A 20,619-nucleotide genomic window follows, 5' to 3' on the forward strand; every position below is an offset into this window, starting at 1 on the left:
CGTTACGCCTTCTCAATGTTGACGAGGAACGCCTTGAACTCCGGCGTCTGCGAGTTCGCGTCGCCGACGAAGGGCGTGAGCGCATTGGCCAGGTAGCCGTTCTGCGTCACGCCCTTGAAGCCCCAGTGAATGGGGATACCCACCAGGTGCACCGGCTTGCCATCGATGGTCCAGGGCTTGATGCGCTTGGTGACCACGCAGGCCGCTACCACCTCGCCCCGGTTGCTGCGCACCCGGACCTGGTCGCCCTGCCGGATGCCCTTTTCCCTGGCCAGCTCTTCGCCGATCTCCACGAAGGCCGCCGGCTGCACGATGGCGTTGCTGCGCGCGTGCTTGGTCCAGAAGTGGTGGTGCTCGGTGAGGCGGTAGGTGGTGGCCGCGTAGGGGAACTCTTCCTTCTTGCCGAAGGCCTCCAGGTCGCCCTTGAACACGCGCGCCGCCGGGTTGCTGACGGCCAGCGGGTTGTCCGGGTGCAGCGGGTTGCTGCCCAGCGGCGTCTCGAAGGGTTCGTAGTGCTCGGGGAAAGGCCCCTCGGCCATGCCCACGGCGTGCAGGCGCGCCACGCCTTCGGGGTTCATGATGAACGAGCCCACGCCCTCCTCGGGCGCGGCGTTCGGCCGCATGTCGGGCACGTCGGCACCGCCCCAGGCCGTGCCGTTCCAGCGCATGTAGGTGCGCGAGGGGTCCCAGGGCTTGCCGTCCTTGTCCGCGCTGGCGCGGTTGTAGAGGATGCGGCGGTTGGCCGGCCAGGACCAGCCCCAGCCCGGATAGACACCCAGGCCGGTCGGGTCGCTCAGGTCGCGGCGCGCCGTCATGTTGCCGGACTGCTGCCAGCAGCCGGCGTAGATCCAGTTGCCGCAGGCGGTGGAGCCGTCGGCCTGGAGCAGCGCGAAGTTGGGCATCTGCTCGCCGGCCTTGACCAGCACCGTGCGCGGCGCTGTCGGGTTCTTCGGGTCGACCGGTGCGAGCACATCGGCGATGGCGCGGCCGTTGATCTCGCGCAACAGTTCCGCCGAACTCGGCACCTGCGGGTTGAGGTACGGCCAGGTCAGCGCGGCCACCGGCTCGGGCAGGCTGCCGCCTTCCTTGGCGTACATCGCGCGGATCTTCATGAACAGCCGCGCCACGATTTCCGAGTCGGCCTTGGCCTCGCCCGGCGGGTCCACCGCCTTCTCCTTCCACGAAATGACGCGGCTGGAGTTGGTGAAGCTGCCGGTCTCCTCCGCGAAGCAGCTCGCCGGGAAGCGGAAGACCTCGGTCTGGATGGCCTTGGGGTCGACCTCGTTGAGCGGGCCGAAGTTCTTCCAGAACTCGCTCGTCTCGGTCTCCAGCGGGTCCATCACCACCAGGTACTTCAGCTTGCTCAGCGCGGCCGAGAGCTTCTTCTTGTTGGGCACCGCCGCCAGCGGGTTGAAGCCCTGCACGAGGAAGCCGTTCATCTTGCCCTGGTGCATCAGCTCGAAGATATGCAGGATGTCGTAACCCGCGTCGCGCTTGGGCACCCAGTCGTAGGCGAAGCCGTTCTGCGCCGTGGCCGCCGGACCGTAGTAGGTCTTCATCAGGCTGTTGAACCACTTCGGGAAGTTCTGCGTGAACGTCATCTGGTTAGGACGCAGCGGCTTGCCGGTGCGCCGTGCCAGGAACTCCTCGGCGCTGGTGTCGGCGTCGGTGGGTGCGCTCAGGTAACCCGACAGCACCTCGGAGTAGGCGTTCATGTCGGTCACGCCCTGCACGTTGGCGTGGCCGCGCAGCGCGTTGACACCCCCGCCCGGGCGGCCCATGTTGCCCAGCAGCAGCTGGATCATGGCCATGGTGCGGATGTTCTGCGAGCCCACCGAGTGCTGTGTCCAGCCGAGCGCGTACATGATCGTGCTCGTCTTGTCGGGCGCGGACATCTCGCCCAGCATCTGGCAAATTTGCAGGAACTTGTCCTGCGGCGTGCCACAGATGCGGCTCACCATCTCGGGCGTGTAGCGGCTGTAGTGCTTCTTGAGCTGCTGGTACACCGTGAGCGGGTCCTGCAGGGACTCGTCCACCTTCACGAAGCCGTCCTCGCCGACCTGGTAGCCCCAGCTCGCCTTGTTGTAGCTGCGCTTGGCTTCGTCGTAGCCGCTGAACAGGCCGTTGTCGAAGCGGTAGTCCGGCTTGGTCAGGAAGGCCACGTCGGTGTTGAAGCGCACGTAGTCGTGGTGGATCTTGTCGTGTGACAGCAGATAGTTGATGACACCGCCAAGGAAAGCGATGTCGGTGCCGTTGCGGATCGGCGCGTAGACGTCGGCCACGGCCGCGGAGCGCGTGAAACGCGGATCCACGACGATGAGCTTGGCCTTGCGCTGCTGCATCGCTTCGGTCACCCACTTGAAGCCGCAGGGGTGGGCTTCGGCGGCATTGCCGCCCATGATCAGGACGAGATCCGTGTTGCGGATGTCGGTCCACGAGTTGGTCATCGCTCCGCGACCGAAAGTCGGGCCCAGACTGGACACCGTCGGCGCGTGTCAGATACGTGCTTGCGTATCGAGTGCGACCATCCCCAGGCCGCGCGCGACCTTGACGGACAGGAAGCTGGACTCGTTGGACGAGGCCGAGGAGATCAGAAAGCCGGTGGTGTTCCAGCGGTTGACCGTCACGCCCTTGTCGTTCGTCTTGATGAAGTTCGCGTCGCGGTCCTTCTTCATGTGCGTGGCCACGCGGGTCAGCGCCTCGTCCCAGGAGATGCGCTTCCACTCGTTGCTGCCGGCCTCGCGCACCTGCGGGTAGTGCACGCGGTTGGGCGACTGGATCATGTCCATCACGCCCGCGCCCTTGGGGCACAGCGTGCCGCGGTTCACCGGGTTGTCCGGGTCGCCCTCGATATGGATGATGGTCGATTTGACGTTCTTGGCCTTGTCACCCAGCGTGTACATCACCAGCCCGCAACTGACGGAGCAGTAGGGGCAGATGCTGCGTGTCTCGGTGGTGCGCGCGAGCTTGAAGCTGCGCGTCTCGGCCAGCGCGGCCGTGGGCGAGAAGCCCAGTGCCACCAGACTGGATCCCACCAGCCCGGCACCGCTGACCCGGAAGAAATGTCTCCGGTTCATGTCCATGTCGTTGAACTCCAGCGGGTCGTGGGGCCCGCGTGTCTGGCACGCCTGCGTCACGGCAGAGCGAACCGAGTGTGCCGCCCGAACGGTGAAACCGTTCTGGGGTCCAGCCCTTATGAACCGCCGTGCGTAGACCGGCGCCGAAGCGGCGCCCCCGGTGCGCGACAAGCTGTCGCACCTGGCGTCAACCTGTCACGGACCGACGCGGGCTACGTCAGGAGAAAGGACTAGAAAGGGCCATCAAGCCCCGCTGAAGCGGCCAAGAACCCAAGCCGACGAAAACACAACGGTGTGGATCTCCTGCATATCTTGCTCATCCCTCGGGGCCGGCCAGCGCGCTCAGAACGCCTCTTTCTCCGCCTCCAGGTACGCCAGGCTGGTGTACTTGCCGATGTTGCTGTCGAAGCCCTGCATGCGCGCCGCGCGCGAGGCCACGCGCGGATCGGCCAGCACCAGGCCCTTGGCCTTGTCCAGCGGCAGGCCTTCTTTCACCGCCTTCAGGCAGGGCTCGTAAATGCCGCGCAGGAAGTCGCCGTAGGTCTGGAGCAGGTCGCGGCTGGCGTGGCCGTGGCCGGGCACCCAGAGCTGCTCGCCCAGGTCCTTGATGAGCGTGTCGTAGGTCTTGAAGGTACCCACGTAGGAGCCGTCGTCGATGTTGGCGATGCGGTTGCCCATGGCGATGTCGCCGACGTAGGTGAGGCGGTCCTGCACCACCTCCATGCACAGGTCGGACGGCGTGTGCGCCACGCCGTGGTGGTGCAGGCGCAGCTGCACGTCGCCGTAGTCGAACACCTGGCCGGGCCGCACGTCGGTGTTGGGCGCGACGATCTTCGTGCCCAGCGTGGCCTGGTTGGTCCAGCGCTCCATCATGCCGCGCCAGGCATTGCCCTCGGCCCCCAGAATCTGCTCGCGCGTGTGCGGCAGCGCGTGGATGGGCACGCCGGGGAAGGCCTCGGCGAAGGCGTGGTTGCCCAGCCAATGGTCGCCGTGGTAATGGCTGTTGAACACGGCCACCACGGGCCGGTCGGTCACGCGGCGGATCATGCGGATCGCCATCTGCCCGATCTGCAGCGAGCCCCCCGAATCCAGGACCACCACGCCTTTTTGGGTGACCACGAAGACCACGTTGGCCATCATCCCCTGGTTCTGCGGGGTGGGAAATCCGTCCTCGGCGAACACCATCCACACGTGCGGGGACAGCTGTTGCGCGGGGATGTCGGGCATGGGCGGGCCGAGCACGAAGTCGCGCACCTGCTGCGCGAACAGCCGCGCCTCGGGCACGGCGGCCAGGCCGGCGGCGCCCAGCGCCAGGCCGGCACCGGCGCGCAGCCAGTGGCGGCGGGTGAGGCCGTCGGTGGGGAGGTGGGGGGCGGGCATCGGCGTCTCCATCAGTTATTGCTTATTTTTGGATCATAGCCAGACCGACGGGGAACGGCGCGCCGCCCGGCCCTTGTCGACCGCTCACCGGGGCCGGGACAGACCGTCCAGGGGTGTGGCGTGGCGCGCCCGGATGGCGTCGGCCTGCCGCGCGACCTCGGCGCGCAGCGCCGCCGGCGCCACCACCTCGACCTCGGCGCCGTGGCCCAGGATCTGCCGCGCGCCGTGCTCGACCGACTCCAACGCCCACAGGACGCAACGCCAGCCGTCGGGCGCCCTGTCCTGCGGCGTCACCGGCACCTCGGCGAAACGGTTGCGCTCGTGCTCCAGCCAGCCCATCGCCCGGGGCGACGCCAGCACCCGGGCCTGCAGCGGCCGCAACCCGGCCTCGAACCGCGCCGACGACTCCTGCCAGTAGCGCGCCAGGTCGAAGCCGCGGGGGCGCCGGAAGCCGCTGCCCAGAAGCGCCAGGTCCTGCACGCTGGCCAGGCGGTAGGTGCGCACGGCGGTCTGCCCGGTTTCGCGCGCCGCGAGGTACCAGGCGCCGGCCTTGAGGACCAGCCCCAAGGGCTCCAGTTCCCGCCGCGACAGGCCGCGCCAGCTCATGTAGTCGACCCGCAGGCGCTTGCCGCTCCAGACGGCCTGCGCCGCTTCCCGAAGGAAGGCGGGTGTGTCGGAGGTCCGATACCAATCCAGGGGATCGATGTGCAGCCGCTCGGCCACCACGGCCGCCTGGTCGCGCCAGGGCGCCGGCACGCTGGCCATCAGCTTGAGCCGCGCCGACGCGGCGGCCTCGCCCAGGCCCAGCGCCGTTGCCGGCCCCGGCAGGCCGGCCAGCCACAGGGCGTTCGCCTCGTCGCCGGTCATGCCGGTGAGCTGCGTCGTCCAGCCCGGCTGCAGCTGGAATCCGCCCTGGTGGCCTCGCTCGCCCCACAGGGGCACGCCGGCCGCCGAGAGTTGATCGATGTCGCGCAGGACGGTGCGCTCGGACACCTCGAGCGAGCGCGCGATGGCGCCGGCCGTCAAACGACCGTGGGCCTGCAGCAGCATGAGGATGGACAACAGGCGGTGGGCTTTCATGGCCGCTCAATCATGACACCCCTTGTCATATTGATGGTGCCAGCATCGCCCCTCCTTCATCACCACAAGGCAGGCGCACCATGAACACCCCAGACCCCGGCGCAACGAGCGCGAAGCAGGACTTCGATTTCCTGGTCGGCCACTGGACCACCCGCCAGCGGCGCCTGAAACAGCGCCTGCAGGGCAGCGACGAATGGGAAACCTTCACCGCGTCCACCACCAACCAGCACCTGCCGGGCGGCGTGATCAACTTCGACACCCTGGTCGCGCCGACCTGGAAACCGGGCTGGGTGGGCATGTCGCTGCGCCTGTTCAACCCCGCGACCAACCTCTGGAGCATCTACTGGGTCACCAACGAAGGCGGCGGCATCGACCCCGCGACGGGACAGCTCGGCGCCCCGGTGGTCGGCCGCTTCCAGGGAAGCGAAGGTGTGTTTGAGGGCGAGGACCGGTTCGAGGGACGCACGGTCCGCGTGCGCTTCCATTGGCAGCGCTGGGGCAGCGAGCGGGCGCGCTGGCAGCAGGCCTTCTCCGACGATGGCGGGCGCAGCTGGGAGGTCAACTGGATCATGGATTTCGAGCGCGAGGCGCCTTCCTCGGCCGAACCTTGCTCGAACCGCAGGAAGCATTGGCCAGGGCCGTGATGGGCCGGTTCCGCGACCTCGATGCGCCCGACCACTTCGTCTGGCTGCGCGGCTTTGCCGACAGGGGCAGCCGCACCCACCGCGCGTTCGGCGATCCAGGCCTGAGCGCCACGCCCGCCGGAGTCGCTGCTCAGCGGCGCGGCAGCCGGCGGGCGATCTCGCTCACGAGTTGGCGCGCCAGGGCCAGCTTGGCGGCGCGCGGCAACTCGGTGCTGCCGGCCTCGTCCACCAGCAGCAGCGCGTTGTCGTCGCGGCCGAAGGTGTCGGGCCCGATGTTGCCCACCAGCAGCGGCACGCCCTTGCGCGCGCGCTTGGCCTGGGCGTGGGCCAGCAGGTCGTGGCTTTCGGCGGCGAAGCCCACGCAATACAGCGCGCCGGCCTGGGCGCGCGGGCTGGCGGCCACGCCGGCCAGGATGTCGGGGTTCTCCACGAAGGCCAGGGTGGGCACCTCGCCGCTGCCGTCCTTCTTGATCTTCTGGCCGGACGTGCTGGCGGGGCGCCAGTCGGCCACGGCGGCGGCGGCGATGAAGACATCGGCCGCGTCGGCGCTGGCCAGCACGGCGCGCTGCATGTCCTGGGCGGACATCACGTCCACCCGCTGAACCCCGCGCGGCGTGGGCAGGGCCACCGGGCCGGCCAACAGCGTCACCTGGGCACCGGCCTCGTGGGCGGCGCGCGCGAGCGCGAAGCCCATCTTGCCGCTGGAGCGGTTGGTGAGGCCGCGCACCGGGTCGATGGCCTCGAAGGTGGGCCCGGCCGTGATGAGCACGTGCCGGCCCGCCAGCGCCTTGGGCCGGAAGTGGCGCACCACGTCGTAGAGCAGTTCGTCCGGCTCGAGCATGCGGCCATCGCCGGTTTCACCGCAGGCCTGCTCGCCCGCGCCCACGCCCAGCACCACGGTGCCGTCGGCGCGCAGCTGCGCCAGGTTGCGCTGCGTGGCGGGGTGGGCGTACATCTCGCGGTTCATGGCCGGGGCCACGATCAGCGGCACGCGGTCCAGCGGCCGGGCCAGGCACAGCAGCGAGAGCAGGTCGTCGGCGCGGCCGTGCAGCAGCTTGGCCATGAAGTCGGCGCTGGCCGGCGCGATGACGATGGCATCGGCCTCGCGGCTGAGGTTGATGTGGGGCATGTTGTTGCCCTCGCGCGGGTCCCACTGCGAGCCGTAGACCGTGCGGCCCGACAGCGCCTGCATCGTGACCGGCGTGATGAAGTGCTCGGCCGCCTCGGTCATCACCACCTGCACCGTGGCGCCGGCCTTCACCAGGCCGCGGCAGAATTCGGCGGCCTTGTAACAGGCCACGCCGCCGCTGAGGCCCAGCACGATGTGTTTTCCCGCGAGATCGCTCATGGAGGCGCAATGTAGCAGCGCCCCGCGAGAAGCCCTGGCGGACGGGCCCAGCGGGAGGGGCCACCTATAATCGGAATTTCCCACCTGAGCCAGCCCCCGGGCTGGCCCGAGTCATGACCAAATACGTGTTCGTCACCGGCGGTGTGGTGTCCTCCCTGGGCAAGGGCATTGCTTCTGCGTCTCTCGCCGCGCTGCTCGAATCGCGCGGCCTCAAAGTCACCCTCATCAAGCTCGACCCGTACATCAACGTGGACCCGGGCACCATGTCGCCGTTCCAGCACGGCGAGGTGTTCGTCACCGACGACGGCGCCGAAACCGACCTGGACCTGGGCCACTACGAGCGTTTCATCGAAACGCGCATGCGCCAGTCCAACAACTTCACCACCGGCAAGATCTACCAGTCGGTGCTGGAGAAGGAGCGCCGCGGCGACTACCTCGGCAAGACCGTGCAGGTGATCCCGCACGTCACCAACGAGATCCAGGAATTCATCCGCAAGGGCTCGGGCGAAGGCACGCCCGACGCGGTGGACGTGGCCATCGTCGAGATCGGCGGCACCGTGGGCGACATCGAGTCCCTGCCGTTCCTGGAGGCCGTGCGCCAGATGAGCCTGCGCCTGGGCCCCAACAGCTCGGCCTTCCTGCACCTGTCCTACCTGCCCTGGATCGCCGCCGCCGGCGAGCTCAAGACCAAGCCCACGCAGCACACCGCCAAGGAGCTGCGCGCCATCGGCATCCAGGCCGACGCCCTGCTCTGCCGCGCCGACCGCCGCATCCCCGACGAGGAACGCGCCAAGATCAGCCTGTTCAGCAACGTGCCCGAATGGGGCGTGATCAGCATGTGGGACGTGGACACCATCTACAAGGTGCCGCGCATGCTGCATGAGCAGGGGCTGGACGGCCTCATCTGCGACAAGCTGCGCCTGAACACGCCGCCGGCCAACCTCAAGCGCTGGGACGACCTGGTGCACGCGGTCGAGAACCCGCAGGGCACGGTGCACATCGCCATGGTCGGCAAGTACGTCGACCTGTCCGACAGCTACAAGTCGCTCAACGAGGCCCTGCGGCACGCCGGCCTGAAGAACCAGGCCAAGGTGGCCATCGAGTACGTCGACTCCGAAACCATCACACCGGCCAACGTGGCCCAGGTGCTGGGTCGCTTCGACGCCGTGCTGGTGCCCGGCGGCTTCGGCAAGCGCGGCATCGAGGGCAAGATCTGCGCGGCGCGCTTCGCCCGCGAGCAGAAGGTGCCCTACCTGGGCATCTGCCTGGGCATGCAGGTGGCCACCATCGAATACGCGCGCCACGTGGCCGGCCTGAAGGACGCCAACAGCACCGAGTTCGAGCCCGGCACGCCGCACCCCGTCATCGCCCTCATCACCGAGTGGAAGGACGCCGACGGCAGCATCCAGCAGCGCGACGCCAATTCCGACCTCGGCGGCACCATGCGCCTGGGGGCGCAAAGCTCTGACGTGGCCAAGGGCACGCTGGCGCACAGCATCTACGGCGACGTGGTGACCGAACGCCACCGCCACCGCTACGAGGCCAACGTGAACTACCTCGACCGGCTGCGCCAGGCCGGGCTGGTGATCTCCGCGCTGACCCAGCGCGAGCACCTGACCGAGATCGTGGAGCTGCCGCAGTCCGTGCACCCCTGGTTCATGGGCGTGCAATTCCACCCCGAGTTCAAGTCCACGCCCTGGGCCGGCCACCCGCTGTTCAACGCCTACATCAAGGCGGCGCTGACCCACCAGGCGCAGCGTCGGCCCGCCCGGGCCGTGGCCTGATACCCCGACGGAGAGCCCCACGATGAAGCTCTGCGGTTTCGACGTCGGCCTGGACAAGCCCTTCTTCCTCATCGCCGGCCCCTGTGTCATCGAGTCCGAGCAGCTGCAGATGGACGTGGCCGGGCGGCTGAAGGAGATCACCGGCTCGCTGGGCATCCCCTTCATCTTCAAGAGCAGCTTCGACAAGGCCAACCGCAGCAGCGGCAAGAGCTTCCGCGGCCCCGGCCGCGAGGCTGGCCTGGCGGTGCTGGCCAAGGTCAAGGCGCAGCTCGGCGTGCCCGTCATCACCGACGTGCACAGCGAGGACGACATCGCCCCCGCCGCCGCCGTGTGCGACGCGCTGCAGACCCCGGCCTTCCTGTGCCGCCAGACCGACTTCATCCGCGCCGTGGCGCAGAGCGGTCGGCCGGTGAACATCAAGAAAGGCCAGTTCCTCGCGCCGCACGACATGAAGAACGTGATCGACAAGGCGCGCGACGCGGCCCGCGACGCCGGCCTGCCCGAGGACAGCTTCCTCGCCTGCGAGCGCGGCGCGAGCTTCGGCTACAACAACCTCGTCTCCGACATGCGGGCCCTGGCCATCATGCGCGAGACCGGCGCGCCGGTGGTGTTCGACGCCACCCACAGCGTGCAGCTGCCCGGCGGACAAGGCACCAGCTCGGGCGGCCAGCGCGAGTTCGTGCCCGTGCTGGCGCGCGCCGCGGTGGCGGTCGGCGTGTCCGGCCTGTTCATGGAAACCCACCCCGACCCGGCCAAGGCCTTGAGCGACGGCCCGAACGCCGTGCCGCTCAAGCACATGCCCGCGCTGCTCGAAACGCTGCTCGCGCTCGACGCCGTGACCAAGAAGAACGGCTACCTCGAAGACCGCTTCAACGCCTGAGCCGCGCCCTGTTTTCTTTGACTTTCCGAACCAGAGGACCCTTGATTCATGAGTGCCATCGTTGACATCGTCGGCCGCGAAGTGCTGGACAGCCGCGGCAACCCCACCGTCGAGTGCGACGTGCTGCTGGAGAGCGGCGTCATGGGCCGCGCGGCCGTGCCTTCGGGCGCGTCCACCGGCTCGCGCGAGGCCATCGAGCTGCGCGACGGCGACAAGAGCCGCTACCTGGGCAAGGGCGTGCTCAAGGCGGTGGAGCACATCAACACCGAGATCAGCGAGGCCGTTCTGGGCCTGGACGCCTCCGAGCAGGCCTTCCTGGACAAGACCCTGATCGACCTGGATGGCACCGAGAACAAGAGCCGGCTGGGCGCCAACGCCATGCTGGCCGTCTCCATGGCCGTGGCCCGTGCCGCCGCCGAGGAAGCCGGCCTGCCCCTGTACCGCTACTTCGGCGGCATGAGCGCGGTGCAGATGCCCGTGCCCATGATGAACGTCATCAACGGCGGCGCGCACGCCAACAACAACCTCGACCTGCAGGAGCTGATGATCATCCCCGTGGGCGCGCCGAACTTCCGCGAGGCCCTGCGCTGGGGCGCCGAGGTGTTCCACGCGCTCAAGAAAATCCTGCACGACAAGGGCATGAGCGTGGCGGTGGGCGACGAAGGCGGCTTCGCGCCGAACGTCGAGAGCCATGAGGCCGCGCTGCAACTGCTGATGGACGCCATTTCGGCCGCCGGCTACACCCCGGGCGACCAAATCGCGCTGGGCCTGGACTGCGCCGCGAGCGAGTTCTACAAGGACGGCAAGTACGCGCTGGACGGCGAGGGCCTGCAGCTCAGCGCCGAAGAGTGGACCAACATGCTGGCCACCTGGTGCGACAAGTACCCCATCGTCAGCATCGAGGACGGCATGGCCGAGGGCGACTGGGACGGCTGGAAGGTCCTCACCGAACGCCTGGGCCAGCAGGTGCAGCTGGTGGGCGACGACCTGTTCGTCACCAACACCAAGATCCTGAAGGAAGGCATCGACAAGGACATCGCCAACTCGATCCTGATCAAGATCAACCAGATCGGCACGCTGACCGAAACCTTCGCCGCCATCGAGATGGCCAAGCGCGCGGGCTACACCGCCGTCATCAGCCACCGCAGCGGCGAGACCGAGGACAACACCATCGCCGACATCGCCGTGGGCACCAACGCCGGCCAGATCAAGACCGGCTCGCTCTCGCGCTCGGACCGCATGGCCAAGTACAACCAGCTGCTGCGCATCGAGGAAGACCTCGGCGAGGTGGCCGTGTACCCGGGCCGCGCCGCCTTCTACAACCTCCGATGAAAACAACCGTGCGACGCATGAAATGCCCGGACCAGGGGGTGCCGCGGAACCGGCTTTGCCGGGCCGCAGGCGCCACCCCCTTGAGGGGGTCGCACGAAGTGCGGCGGGGGTGAGACCAGTATGGCCAACCGCCTGATCCCCGGCCTGCTGGTCGCGCTGCTGCTGGTGCTGCACGCGCAGCTCTGGTTCGGCCGGGGCAGCGTGCCGCAGGTGGCGCAGCTGCGCCGCGACCTGGCCGCCCAGCTCGAGGCGAACGAGCTGGCGCGCCAGCGCAACGCGCAGATCGCCAGCGAGCTGCGCGACCTCCAGGAAGGGCTGGAGATGGTCGAGGAACTGGCGCGCCAAGACCTCGGCATGGTCAAGCCCAACGAGGTTTTCGTGCAGATCGCGCGCTGATCCCCGCGGATCGGCGCCCTTCCCCTTCCCGTCCCATGCTCACCGTGGCGCTGCTCGGCGGGCCGCTCACCGGCAAGCGCACGCTGGCGCGCCAATTGCGCGAGGCCCTGGACGCGCGGGGCATCGCCGGGGTTGTGATCGCCGACGCCACCGCGCTGATGGCGGCGGCCCACAACGAGCTTCGTTTCAATGACCGCGGCCTCTGGCCCGAGGCCCTGGCCGCGCAGCGCCGCATCGGCCTGACCCTGCTGATGGGCCTGGACCTGCCCTGGGTGCCCGACGGCCGGTTCCGCGACGGCCCCGCCGTGCGCGAGGCCATCGACGCCCTGTTGCGCCGCGAGCTGCAAGGCGCTGGCATCGGCTTCCAGACGGTCTATGGCCAGGGCGCGCGGCGCCTGCAGGCCGCGCTGCGCGCCGTGGGGGCCGCCCTGGGCCGCGAACTGCTGCCCGACGACCCGCTGCTGCGCGAGGGTTCGGGTCGCTGGGCCTGCGAGGCCTGCAGCGACCCCGACTGCGAGCACCGCCTGTTCAGCGCCCTGCTTGCGCGCCGCGGCGGCTGAACCTCACTGCGGCCGGTCGGTCCCGGGCGGCTGCGCCAGCGGCTGCAGGAACACCTGCGCGGCATCCACCGGATCGAAGGTGTATTGCGCGCCACAGAAATCGCAGTTGACCTCCACCTGGCCCTGCTCTTGCAGGATGGACTCGATCTCGTCGCGCCCCAGCGAACGCAGCATGCCGCCCACGCGCTCGCGCGAGCAGGTGCAGGCGAAGCGCGGCCCCGCGCCGGCCAGCAGCGGGTCGAAGCGGCGCAGGTTCTCTTCCCAGAACAGGCGGCGCAGGATGGTGTCGGCGTCCAGCCCCAGCAGCTCTTCGCGCTTGAGGCTGCTGGCCAGGATCGCGATGCGCTGGTAGTCCTCGTTGCGGCCGATCTGGTCCTCGTCGCGCTGCACCGACTGGCCGGCCAGGTTGGCCTCGCCCTGCAGCGGCAGGCGCTGGATCAGCAGGCCAGCGGCCATCTTGTCGTTCGCCGCCAGCACCAGCTTGGTGTCGAGCTGCTCGCTCTGCAGCATGTAGTGCTCGATCACCTCGCTGAGCTTCTCCAGCTTCTCGTGGCGGTCGCCGAACAGCGGCACCACGCCCTGGTAGGGCTGCTGACCGGGCTGGCGGTCCTTGGGATCGAGGGTGATCGCGCAACGGCCCTGGTTGGTGGCGTTGACCATGTGCGACAGGGGCGCGTCGTCCGCCACCTCGCCGGCCACCGTGGCGGTGGCGCGCAGGCTCAGGTCGGGCTGCACCTCGGCCACGGCCAGCTTCACCGGGCCGTCGCCGTGGATCTGCATGACCAGGGCGCCGTTGAATTTGATGTTGGCCTGCATCAGCGTGGCCGCCGCCGTCATCTCGCCCAGCAGCTCGGTCACGGCCGCGGGGTAGCCGCCGGCTTGCGCGCGGCGCTGCAGGATCTCCTGCCAGGCGTCGGTGATGCGCACCAGCATGCCGCGCACCGGCAGGCCTTCGAACACGAATTTGTGGAGCTCGGACACGGGGTTCCTTCGACCAAAGCGGCTCAGGTGGCGCTCAGCCGGTCTTTTTCAAGCCCTTGCGGTAGCGCTGGGCGTTCTCGACGTAGTGGGCCGCGCTGCGGCGCAGGCCCTCGATCTGCTCGGGCGTGAGCTGGCGCACCACCTTGGCGGGGCTGCCCAGGATCATGGAGCCGTCGGGAAACTCCTTGCCCTCGGTCACCAGGGCGCGCGCGCCCACCAGGCAGTTCTTGCCGATCTTCGCGCCATTGAGCACGGTGGCGCCGATGCCGATCAGCGACTCGTCGCCGATGGTGCAGCCGTGCAGCATCACCTGGTGGCCGATGGTCACGCGCTCGCCCACCACCAGCGGGAAGCCGACGTCGGCGTGCATCACCGTGCCGTCCTGCACATTGCTGCCCTGGCCGACGGTGATGGTCTCGGTGTCGCCGCGCAGCACCGCGCCGAACCAGACGCTGCTGTCTTCGTGCAGGTGCACGTTGCCCATGACCTGCGCGCTGTCCGCGACCCAGGCCGAATCGGCCAGGGTCGGTGCCACGCCATCGAGTTCGTACAAAGCCATGCGGCGGTCTCCTCGGGTGCTCGGGTGTCGAAACCTAGAATTGTAGGGATGCCCCCCACCGTACCCGCCGAGACGCCCGCCAGCCTGCGCGAGCAGGCCCTGGAAGCCCTGTGCACGGCCGATCCCACGGCCAAGGCCGCGGCCACGCACGCGCTGTGGGCCCGTTGGCGCGCCCTGGGCGGCGCCGACGAATCGGCCTGGGCCGCGCAGGCCGGCATGGCGCCCAACCCGGCGCGCCCGCTGCCTGGCCGGCCCGAGCGGCCCGAGCTGGTGCCAGCCCAGGCCGTGGCCCAGCGCTCGCCCTTCACGCGCGAGGGGCTGGCCGCGCTGCTGCACGCCATCGCCCACATCGAGTTCAACGCCATCGACCTCGCGCTGGACGCGCTGTGGCGCTTCCCCGGCCTGCCGCTGGACTTCTACCGCCAGTGGCTGCAGGTGGCGCACGAGGAGGCCACGCACTTCGGCCTGCTGCGCGAGCTGCTGCTGACCCTGGGCCACGACTACGGCGACTTCCCCGCCCACAACGGCCTGTGGGAGATGTGCGTGAAGACCCAGCACGACCCGTTGGCGCGCATGGCCCTGGTGCCGCGCACCCTGGAGGCGCGCGGCCTGGACGCCACGCCGCTGATCCAGTCGCGCCTGCGCCAGGTGACGGCGCGCGAGGTGAAACAGGAAGCCCAGCGCGCGGTCGAGATCCTGGACACCATCCTGCGCGACGAGATCGGCCACGTGGCCGTGGGCAACCGCTGGTACGGCTGGCTCTGCGCGCAACAGGGCATCGAGCCCCTGAGCCACTACCGCCGCCTGGCGCGCGAGCACGCGGCGCCGCGCCTGAGGCCGCCGTTCAACGACGCCGCCCGGCGGGCGGCGGGCTTCACCCAGGCCGAATTGGACGCCCTGCTCGGCCCCTGAAGCCGGCGAACTGGGCAAACCCGGACAATCGGAGGGATGACTTCCGCTTCCCCCACCGCGTTCAGCGCCCTCCCCCTGTCCCCCGCCACCCTGGCCAACCTGGAGCAGCTGGGCTACACGGCCATGACGCCGATCCAGGCCGCCGCCTTGCCGCCGGCCCTGCTGGGCAAGGACCTCATCGCCCAGGCCAAGACCGGCAGCGGCAAGACGGCCGCCTTCGCCCTGGCGCTGCTGGCCAACCTGAACCCGCGCCGCTTCGCCGTGCAAACGCTGGTGCTGTGTCCCACGCGCGAGCTGGCCGACCAGGTGAGCACCGAGATCCGCCGCCTCGCGCGTGCGGCGGACAACGTCAAGGTGGTGGTGCTCTGTGGCGGCGTGCCGCTGCGCGGGCAACTGGCCTCGCTGGAGCACGGCGCGCACATCGTGGTGGGCACGCCGGGGCGGGTGATGGACCACCTGGAGCGCGGCAGTCTGCGGCTGGACGCGCTGAACACCCTGGTGCTCGACGAGGCCGACCGCATGCTCGACATGGGTTTCTTCGACGACATCGCCACCGTCGCCAAGCAGTGCCCCGCGGCCCGCCAGACCCTGCTGTTCTCCGCCACCTACCCCGAAGGCATCGCCCAGCTCAGCGCGCGCTTCATGCGCGAGCCCGTCACCGTGAAGGTGGAGGCCCAGCACGCGGGCGCGCAGATCGAACAGCGCTGGTACGAGGTGAGCGAGACCCAGCGCCTGGACGCGGTGGGCCGCCTGCTCGCCCACTTCCGCCCCGCCAGCGCGCTGGCCTTCTGCAATACCAAGGCGCAGTGCCGCGATCTGGTGGCCATGCTGCGGGCCCAGGGCATCGGTGCGCTGGCGCTGTTCGGGGAGCTGGAGCAGCGCGAGCGCGACCAGGTGCTGGTGCGCTTCGCCAACGGCAGCTGCCGGGTGCTGGTGGCCACCGACGTGGCCGCGCGCGGCCTGGACATCGCCAGCCTGGGCGCCGTCATCAACGTGGACGTGACGCCCGATCCCGAGGTGCACATCCACCGCATCGGCCGCACCGGCCGGGCGGGCGAAAGTGGCCTGGCGCTGAACCTGGCCAGCCTGGACGAAATGGGCAGCGTGGGCCGCATCGAGCAGCTGCAGGGCCAGGCGTCGGCCTGGTTTCCCCTCAGCGAACTGGTGCCCACCGGCCAGGGCCCGCTGCTGCCGGCCATGGCCACCTTGCACATCCAGGGCGGCCGCAAGGAAAAGATCCGCCCCGGCGACGTGCTGGGCGCGCTCACGGCCGACCTGGGCTACACGCGCGAACAGGTCGGCAAGATCAACGTCAACGACTGGTCCACCTATGTCGCGGTGGAGCGTGGCATCGCGCAGCAGGTGGCCAGCCGGCTGAACGCCGGCCGCATCAAGGGCAAAGGCGTGAAGGTGCGGGTGCTGGAAGACTGAGTCCCATCGGGCGGGCACCGCGGTATCAGGCGTTGCCCGCCGATCAAACGGCAAGGGTTAACCCTTTGTCCGACGGGCTGGCACCGTGCGCCGTGACGCGTTGCGCAATGAGCGGGGCCACGACGCGCTCAACCTCTGCCCCGCTTGAGCCGATACGTTTGGTGACATAACATGCCGCCGGGGAGGAACGCCTTGCCATGCCGAGCAACCGCATCGAACTCGACGACTACCTGGGTCAGGCATTCCACCGCATGCCCGTCGCCATGATCGTGGTGAACCAGCGCGGCCAGATCACACGCCTCAACCAGCTCGCCGAGACCACCTTCGGCTACGAGGCCAGCGAGCTCATCGGCCAACCCGTCGAGGCCCTCATTCCCCAGCGCTTCCGCGCCGCCCACCCGCACTACCGCCAGGGCTTCCTGGCCGAGACCAGCGCGCGCCCCATGGGCCTGGGCCGCGACCTGAGCGGCCTGCGCAAGGACGGCAGCGAGTTCCCGGTGGAAATCGGCATCAACCCGGTGGAAACCGACGAGGGGCCGATGATCCTGTCGGTGATCCTGGACCTGTCCGAACGCAAGCAGGCCGAGAAGCGCATCCAGGACGCGCTCACGCAGAAGGACCTGCTGCTGCGCGAGGTGCACCACCGCGTGAAGAACAACCTGCAGGTGATCCACAGCCTGCTCGACCTGCAGGCCCTCAAGCTGGCCGACCACGAGGTGGTGGAGGTGCTGCGCGACAGCCAGAACCGCATCCGCTCGATGTCGCTGATCCACCAGACGCTGTACCAGTCGCGCAACTTCGCGCGCGTCGATTTCCAGCGTTTCCTCGACGAGCTGCTGCCCAGCCTGACCGAGTCCTACCGCTCGGTGGCGGGCCTGGTGTCCATCGCCATCGACGCGCACGAGGTCAAGCTGCCCATCAACGAGGCCATCCCCTGCGGCCTGGTCATCAACGAGCTGGTGAGCAACGCGCTCAAGCACGGCTTCACGCAGGGGCGCGGCGGGCAGATCACGGTGTCCGTGCAGCAGCATGGCGAGCGCACCATCGAGCTGTCCGTCAGCAACGACGGCCACGCCATCCCCGGCACGCTCGACCTCGAACAGACCACCACGCTGGGGCTGCAGCTCGTGCAGCTGCTCACGCGACAGCTCAACGGCAGCTTGGACATCCAGCGCGCGAACCCCACGCGGTTCACGCTGCGCTTCGACCTGGAGGGGGAGGCATGACCGCCGCAGCGAGTGCATCGAAGATCCTGATCGTGGAAGACGAAGGCATCGTCGCCTTCAACCTGCAGCAGCGGCTGCAGCACATGGGCTACCGCATCACCGGCCTGGCCGAATCGGGCGCCGAGGGCCTGGCGCTGGTCTCGCGCGAGCGGCCCGACCTGGTGCTCATGGACATCCACATCAAGGGCGAAATGGACGGCATCGAGCTGGCCCGCGCGCTCAACCGCGACTTCGACCTGCCCATCATCTACCTCACCGCGTACTCGGAAGACACCACGCTGGAGCGCGCGCGCCGCACGCGGCCCTACGGCTACCTCATCAAGCCCTTCTCCGAACGCGAGCTGCACGCCACCGTGCAGATGGCCCTGGAGCGCCACGCGATGCAGTCGGCGCTGAGCGAGAGCCAGGCGCTGCTGCGCCAGTCGCTGGACGCCGCGGCCATGGGGCTGATCGACTGCCTGCCCGCGGCCGACCGCCTGCGCCTGAGCGGGCCGCCGGCCGAACGGCTGGGACTGGACCCCGCCGGGGAGCACCCGCTGTCGGCCCTGCTGGAGCGGCTGGACGAGGCCGGGCGCGAGCGCCTGGGGGACGACTGGGCGCAGCCCGGGCCGCGGCGCCACACCCTGCGCGCGCGGACCATGGACGGCGGCCACCGCTGGCTGCAGCTCGACACCGTGGCCGACCCGGACGGCCGGGTGCGCGGCGTGGTGCAGGACGTCACGGAACGCGAACAGGCCCGCCTGGCGATGCAGCGCGTCAACGAAGAACTCGAAGACCGCGTGCTGGAGCGCACCGCCGAGCTGCGCCAGCACGTGCGCGAGCTGGAGGCCTTCAGCCACACCGCGGCGCACGACCTGCGCTCGCCGATCCGCGCCATCTCGGGCCTGGGGCAGATCCTGGCCGAAACCCACGGCGCCGCGCTGGGCGACGACGGCCGCCGCATGCTCGATCGCATGTCGCACGCGGCGCACCGCATGGGCGAGCTCATCGATGCGCTGCTGAGCCTGTCCAAGCTGTCGCGCGCGCCGCTGTACCGCGCCGAGGTGGACCTGGGCGCGCTGGCGCGCGAGGTGGAGCGCGCCCTGCGCGAGGCCGAACCCGCGCGCGAGATGCGCGTCGAGGTGGCCGACGGCCTGTATGTGCAGGCCGACCACGCGCTGATCCGCAGCGTGATCGACAACCTCATGCGCAACGCCTGGAAGTTCACGCGCGAACGGGAACAGGGCCTCATCGAGGTCGGCCGGCAGGACGAGGACGGGCGGGTGGTGTACTTCGTGCGCGACAACGGCTGCGGCTTCGACATGGTCCACGCCGACAAGCTCTTCGGTGCCTTCTTCCGCCTGCACGACGAGCAGCACTACGGCGGCTCGGGCCTGGGGCTGAGCATCGCCCAGCGCATCGTGCAGCGCCACGGCGGTGAGATCTGGGCCCAGGGCGAGGTAGGCCGGGGCGCCACGGTGTACTTCACGCTGGGCGGCTGAACCCTCACGGCGGGTGGGCCTCCAAGCGCCCATGCACCGCCGAACCCTGCTTCTCTCCTTCCCTTGGCTGTGCGCCGCGCTCGGCGCCACGGCAACGGCCCGCGCGGCGGACGCCGACGCCGACCAGGGCAAGCCCGCCGGGTACGCCGTCTCCACCGAGCAGATACAGCAGGCGCTGGCGCAGCGCTTCCCGCTGCGTTACCCGGTGCCCGGCGTGCTGAACCTGGACCTGCAGACGCCCCGCCTGCGCCTGCTGCCCCAACGCAACCGTCTGCTCGCCGAGATGGCGGTGCAGGCCAGCGGCCCGGCCCTGCACCGCGCGCACCAGGGCGGTTTCGACGTCGACTTCGCCCTGCGCTACGAGGCCAGCGACCGCACGCTGCGCGCGCAGCAGCTGCACCTGAGCCGCCTGCGCTTTCCCACGCTGCGGCCCGAGGTGGTGGACATGCTCAACGCCTACGCTCCCGCGCTGGCCGAGCAGTCGCTGCGCGACGTGGTGCTGCACCAGCTGCAGCCACAGGACCTGAAGGCCGTGGAGGCCATGGGCCTGCAGCCGGGCCCCATCACCGTGACCGAGACGGGCCTGGTGATCGGCCTGGTCCTCAAGCCGCTGTGACGGCCCTCAGCCGCGCGGGTGGTGCTGCGCCACCACCGTCTTGAGCCGCTCGCGCGCCACATGGGTGTAGATGGTGGTGGTGGAGATGTCGGCGTGGCCCAGCAGCATCTGCACGGCGCGCAGGTCGGCGCCGTGGTTGAGCAGGTGGGTGGCGAAGGCGTGGCGCAGGGTGTGCGGCGACAGCGGCGCGGTGATGCCGGCCTCGCGCGCGTAGCGCTTGACCAGCTGCCAGAACATCACGCGCGTCATGGCCGAGCCGGCGCGCGCGCCGCGCGAGGTGACGAACAGGTCCTCGCTCGCCAGGCCGCCCAGGATCGCCGGCCGGCCTTCGGTGAGGTAGCGCTGCAGCCAGTCGCCCGCCACCTGGCCGAAGGGCACCAGCCGCTCCTTGTTGCCCTTGCCCGTGATGCGAAGCACCTGCTCGGCCAGCCCCAGGTGCCAGGTCTTGAGGGTGACCAGTTCGCTCACGCGCAACCCGCTGGCGTACATCAGCTCCAGCATGCTGCGGTCGCGCAGGCCCAGCGGGGTGCCGTCGTCCGGCGCGGCCAGCAGGGCCTCCACCTGGGCCTCGCTCAAGGTCTTGGGCACGCGCAGCGGCTGGCGCGCGGGCGCCAGCCGCAGGGTCGGGTCGGCGGTGATGAAACGCTCGCGCAGGGCCCAGCGGTAGTAGCGGCGAAACACCGTGAGGCGGCGGTTCGCCGTGGTGGCCCGCGTCTGCGCGTGGCGCTCGGCGAAATAGCCGTGGATGTCGGCTTCCAGCGCCTCGGGCAGGGCCTTGCCCTGGCCGCGCAGCCAGGCGTCGAAAAGCGCCAGGTCGCGGCGGTAGGCATCCAGGGTGTTGCGCGACAACCCTTCTTCGAGCCAGAGGCTGTCGATGAAGGCCGACAGCGTGGGGTGCTCGTCGGCCTTCTTGCTGGGGGCCATCCGTCGAA

18 protein-coding genes are annotated in these 20,619 nt (G+C 69.7%); 11 read left to right on the top strand and 7 right to left on the bottom strand.

What is annotated here, in order from left to right:
• Nucleotides 1-2: 2 nt before the first annotated feature.
• From fdnG to JNX00_RS14315, 3 genes are all read right to left on the bottom strand, one after another.
• Entirely contained in the window at nt 3-3,083 is a 3,081-nt protein-coding gene (gene fdnG / locus JNX00_RS14305) for a formate dehydrogenase-N subunit alpha (protein ID WP_204742689.1), read from the bottom strand.
• Between the two features lie 336 nt (nt 3,084-3,419).
• Complete coding sequence (locus JNX00_RS14310; RefSeq protein ID WP_204742690.1) at nt 3,420-4,457, bottom strand: MBL fold metallo-hydrolase; 1,038 nt, start codon at nt 4,455-4,457, stop codon at nt 3,420-3,422.
• A gap of 84 nt (nt 4,458-4,541) precedes the next feature.
• Nucleotides 4,542-5,537 carry a YafY family protein gene (locus tag JNX00_RS14315; RefSeq protein ID WP_204742691.1) on the bottom strand — a complete coding sequence of 332 codons (996 nt, stop codon included), beginning with the start codon at nt 5,535-5,537 and terminating at the stop codon, nt 4,542-4,544.
• Nucleotides 5,538-5,617: 80 nt separating this feature from the next.
• On the opposite strand from JNX00_RS14315, the gene JNX00_RS14320 reads away from it, so the two are divergent.
• On the top strand, nt 5,618-6,181 hold the full coding sequence (locus JNX00_RS14320) for a hypothetical protein (protein ID WP_204742692.1): 564 nt from the start codon (nt 5,618-5,620) through the stop codon (nt 6,179-6,181).
• 130 nt (nt 6,182-6,311) lie between these two features.
• Here JNX00_RS14320 and coaBC read toward each other — a convergent pair whose 3' ends face one another.
• Nucleotides 6,312-7,529: a bifunctional phosphopantothenoylcysteine decarboxylase/phosphopantothenate--cysteine ligase CoaBC gene (coaBC, locus tag JNX00_RS14325; RefSeq protein ID WP_204742693.1), complete on the bottom strand. Its 1,218-nt coding sequence runs from the start codon at nt 7,527-7,529 to the stop codon at nt 6,312-6,314.
• A 113-nt stretch (nt 7,530-7,642) separates the two neighbouring features.
• On the opposite strand from coaBC, the gene JNX00_RS14330 reads away from it, so the two are divergent.
• From JNX00_RS14330 to JNX00_RS14350, 5 genes are all read left to right on the top strand, one after another.
• Nucleotides 7,643-9,313 (top strand): CTP synthase, encoded by a 1,671-nt coding sequence (locus JNX00_RS14330; RefSeq protein ID WP_204742694.1) that lies wholly within the window; start codon nt 7,643-7,645, stop codon nt 9,311-9,313.
• Nucleotides 9,314-9,335: 22 nt separating this feature from the next.
• Nucleotides 9,336-10,193 carry a 3-deoxy-8-phosphooctulonate synthase gene (kdsA, locus tag JNX00_RS14335; protein WP_204742695.1) on the top strand — a complete coding sequence of 286 codons (858 nt, stop codon included), beginning with the start codon at nt 9,336-9,338 and terminating at the stop codon, nt 10,191-10,193.
• A gap of 48 nt (nt 10,194-10,241) precedes the next feature.
• The gene (eno, locus tag JNX00_RS14340) at nt 10,242-11,525 is read left to right on the top strand and encodes a phosphopyruvate hydratase (RefSeq protein WP_070399923.1); all 1,284 of its coding nucleotides are present in this window, start codon (nt 10,242-10,244) and stop codon (nt 11,523-11,525) included.
• 120 nt (nt 11,526-11,645) lie between these two features.
• The gene (locus JNX00_RS14345; RefSeq protein ID WP_070399922.1) at nt 11,646-11,921 is read left to right on the top strand and encodes a septum formation initiator family protein; all 276 of its coding nucleotides are present in this window, start codon (nt 11,646-11,648) and stop codon (nt 11,919-11,921) included.
• Nucleotides 11,922-11,956: 35 nt separating this feature from the next.
• A complete protein-coding gene (locus JNX00_RS14350) occupies nt 11,957-12,481 on the top strand; it encodes a hypothetical protein (RefSeq protein WP_070399921.1) in 525 nt (174 codons plus the stop codon).
• Nucleotides 12,482-12,484: 3 nt separating this feature from the next.
• Here the strand turns inward: JNX00_RS14350 and JNX00_RS14355 are convergent, their stop codons facing one another.
• Nucleotides 12,485-13,462, bottom strand: coding sequence for an Hsp33 family molecular chaperone HslO (locus JNX00_RS14355; protein WP_204742696.1), 978 nt, complete (start codon nt 13,460-13,462; stop codon nt 12,485-12,487).
• 34 nt (nt 13,463-13,496) lie between these two features.
• Nucleotides 13,497-14,021 carry a gamma carbonic anhydrase family protein gene (locus tag JNX00_RS14360; protein WP_070399919.1) on the bottom strand — a complete coding sequence of 175 codons (525 nt, stop codon included), beginning with the start codon at nt 14,019-14,021 and terminating at the stop codon, nt 13,497-13,499.
• Between the two features lie 48 nt (nt 14,022-14,069).
• On the opposite strand from JNX00_RS14360, the gene JNX00_RS14365 reads away from it, so the two are divergent.
• The 5 genes from JNX00_RS14365 (at nt 14,070) to JNX00_RS14385 (ending at nt 19,687) form a co-directional block, all read left to right on the top strand.
• Nucleotides 14,070-14,933, top strand: a complete 864-nt coding sequence (locus tag JNX00_RS14365) for a ferritin-like domain-containing protein (protein ID WP_204742697.1) — start codon at nt 14,070-14,072, stop codon at nt 14,931-14,933.
• 36 nt (nt 14,934-14,969) lie between these two features.
• Nucleotides 14,970-16,364 carry an ATP-dependent RNA helicase DbpA gene (dbpA, locus tag JNX00_RS14370; RefSeq protein ID WP_204742698.1) on the top strand — a complete coding sequence of 465 codons (1,395 nt, stop codon included), beginning with the start codon at nt 14,970-14,972 and terminating at the stop codon, nt 16,362-16,364.
• 197 nt (nt 16,365-16,561) lie between these two features.
• Nucleotides 16,562-17,590, top strand: a complete 1,029-nt coding sequence (locus tag JNX00_RS14375; protein ID WP_070399916.1) for a histidine kinase dimerization/phosphoacceptor domain -containing protein — start codon at nt 16,562-16,564, stop codon at nt 17,588-17,590.
• A complete protein-coding gene (locus tag JNX00_RS14380; RefSeq protein ID WP_204742699.1) occupies nt 17,587-19,071 on the top strand; it encodes a hybrid sensor histidine kinase/response regulator in 1,485 nt (494 codons plus the stop codon). The genes JNX00_RS14375 and JNX00_RS14380 overlap by 4 nt, the downstream gene beginning before the upstream one ends.
• Nucleotides 19,072-19,102: 31 nt before the next feature.
• Nucleotides 19,103-19,687, top strand: a complete 585-nt coding sequence (locus tag JNX00_RS14385) for a DUF1439 domain-containing protein (protein WP_204742700.1) — start codon at nt 19,103-19,105, stop codon at nt 19,685-19,687.
• Between the two features lie 6 nt (nt 19,688-19,693).
• Here JNX00_RS14385 and xerD read toward each other — a convergent pair whose 3' ends face one another.
• Nucleotides 19,694-20,611, bottom strand: coding sequence for a site-specific tyrosine recombinase XerD (gene xerD, locus JNX00_RS14390; RefSeq protein ID WP_070399913.1), 918 nt, complete (start codon nt 20,609-20,611; stop codon nt 19,694-19,696).
• Nucleotides 20,612-20,619 lie beyond the last annotated feature (8 nt).

This window comes from Hydrogenophaga sp. YM1, from assembly GCF_016903055.1.
Taxonomy (GTDB): domain Bacteria; phylum Pseudomonadota; class Gammaproteobacteria; order Burkholderiales; family Burkholderiaceae_C; genus Hydrogenophaga; species Hydrogenophaga borbori.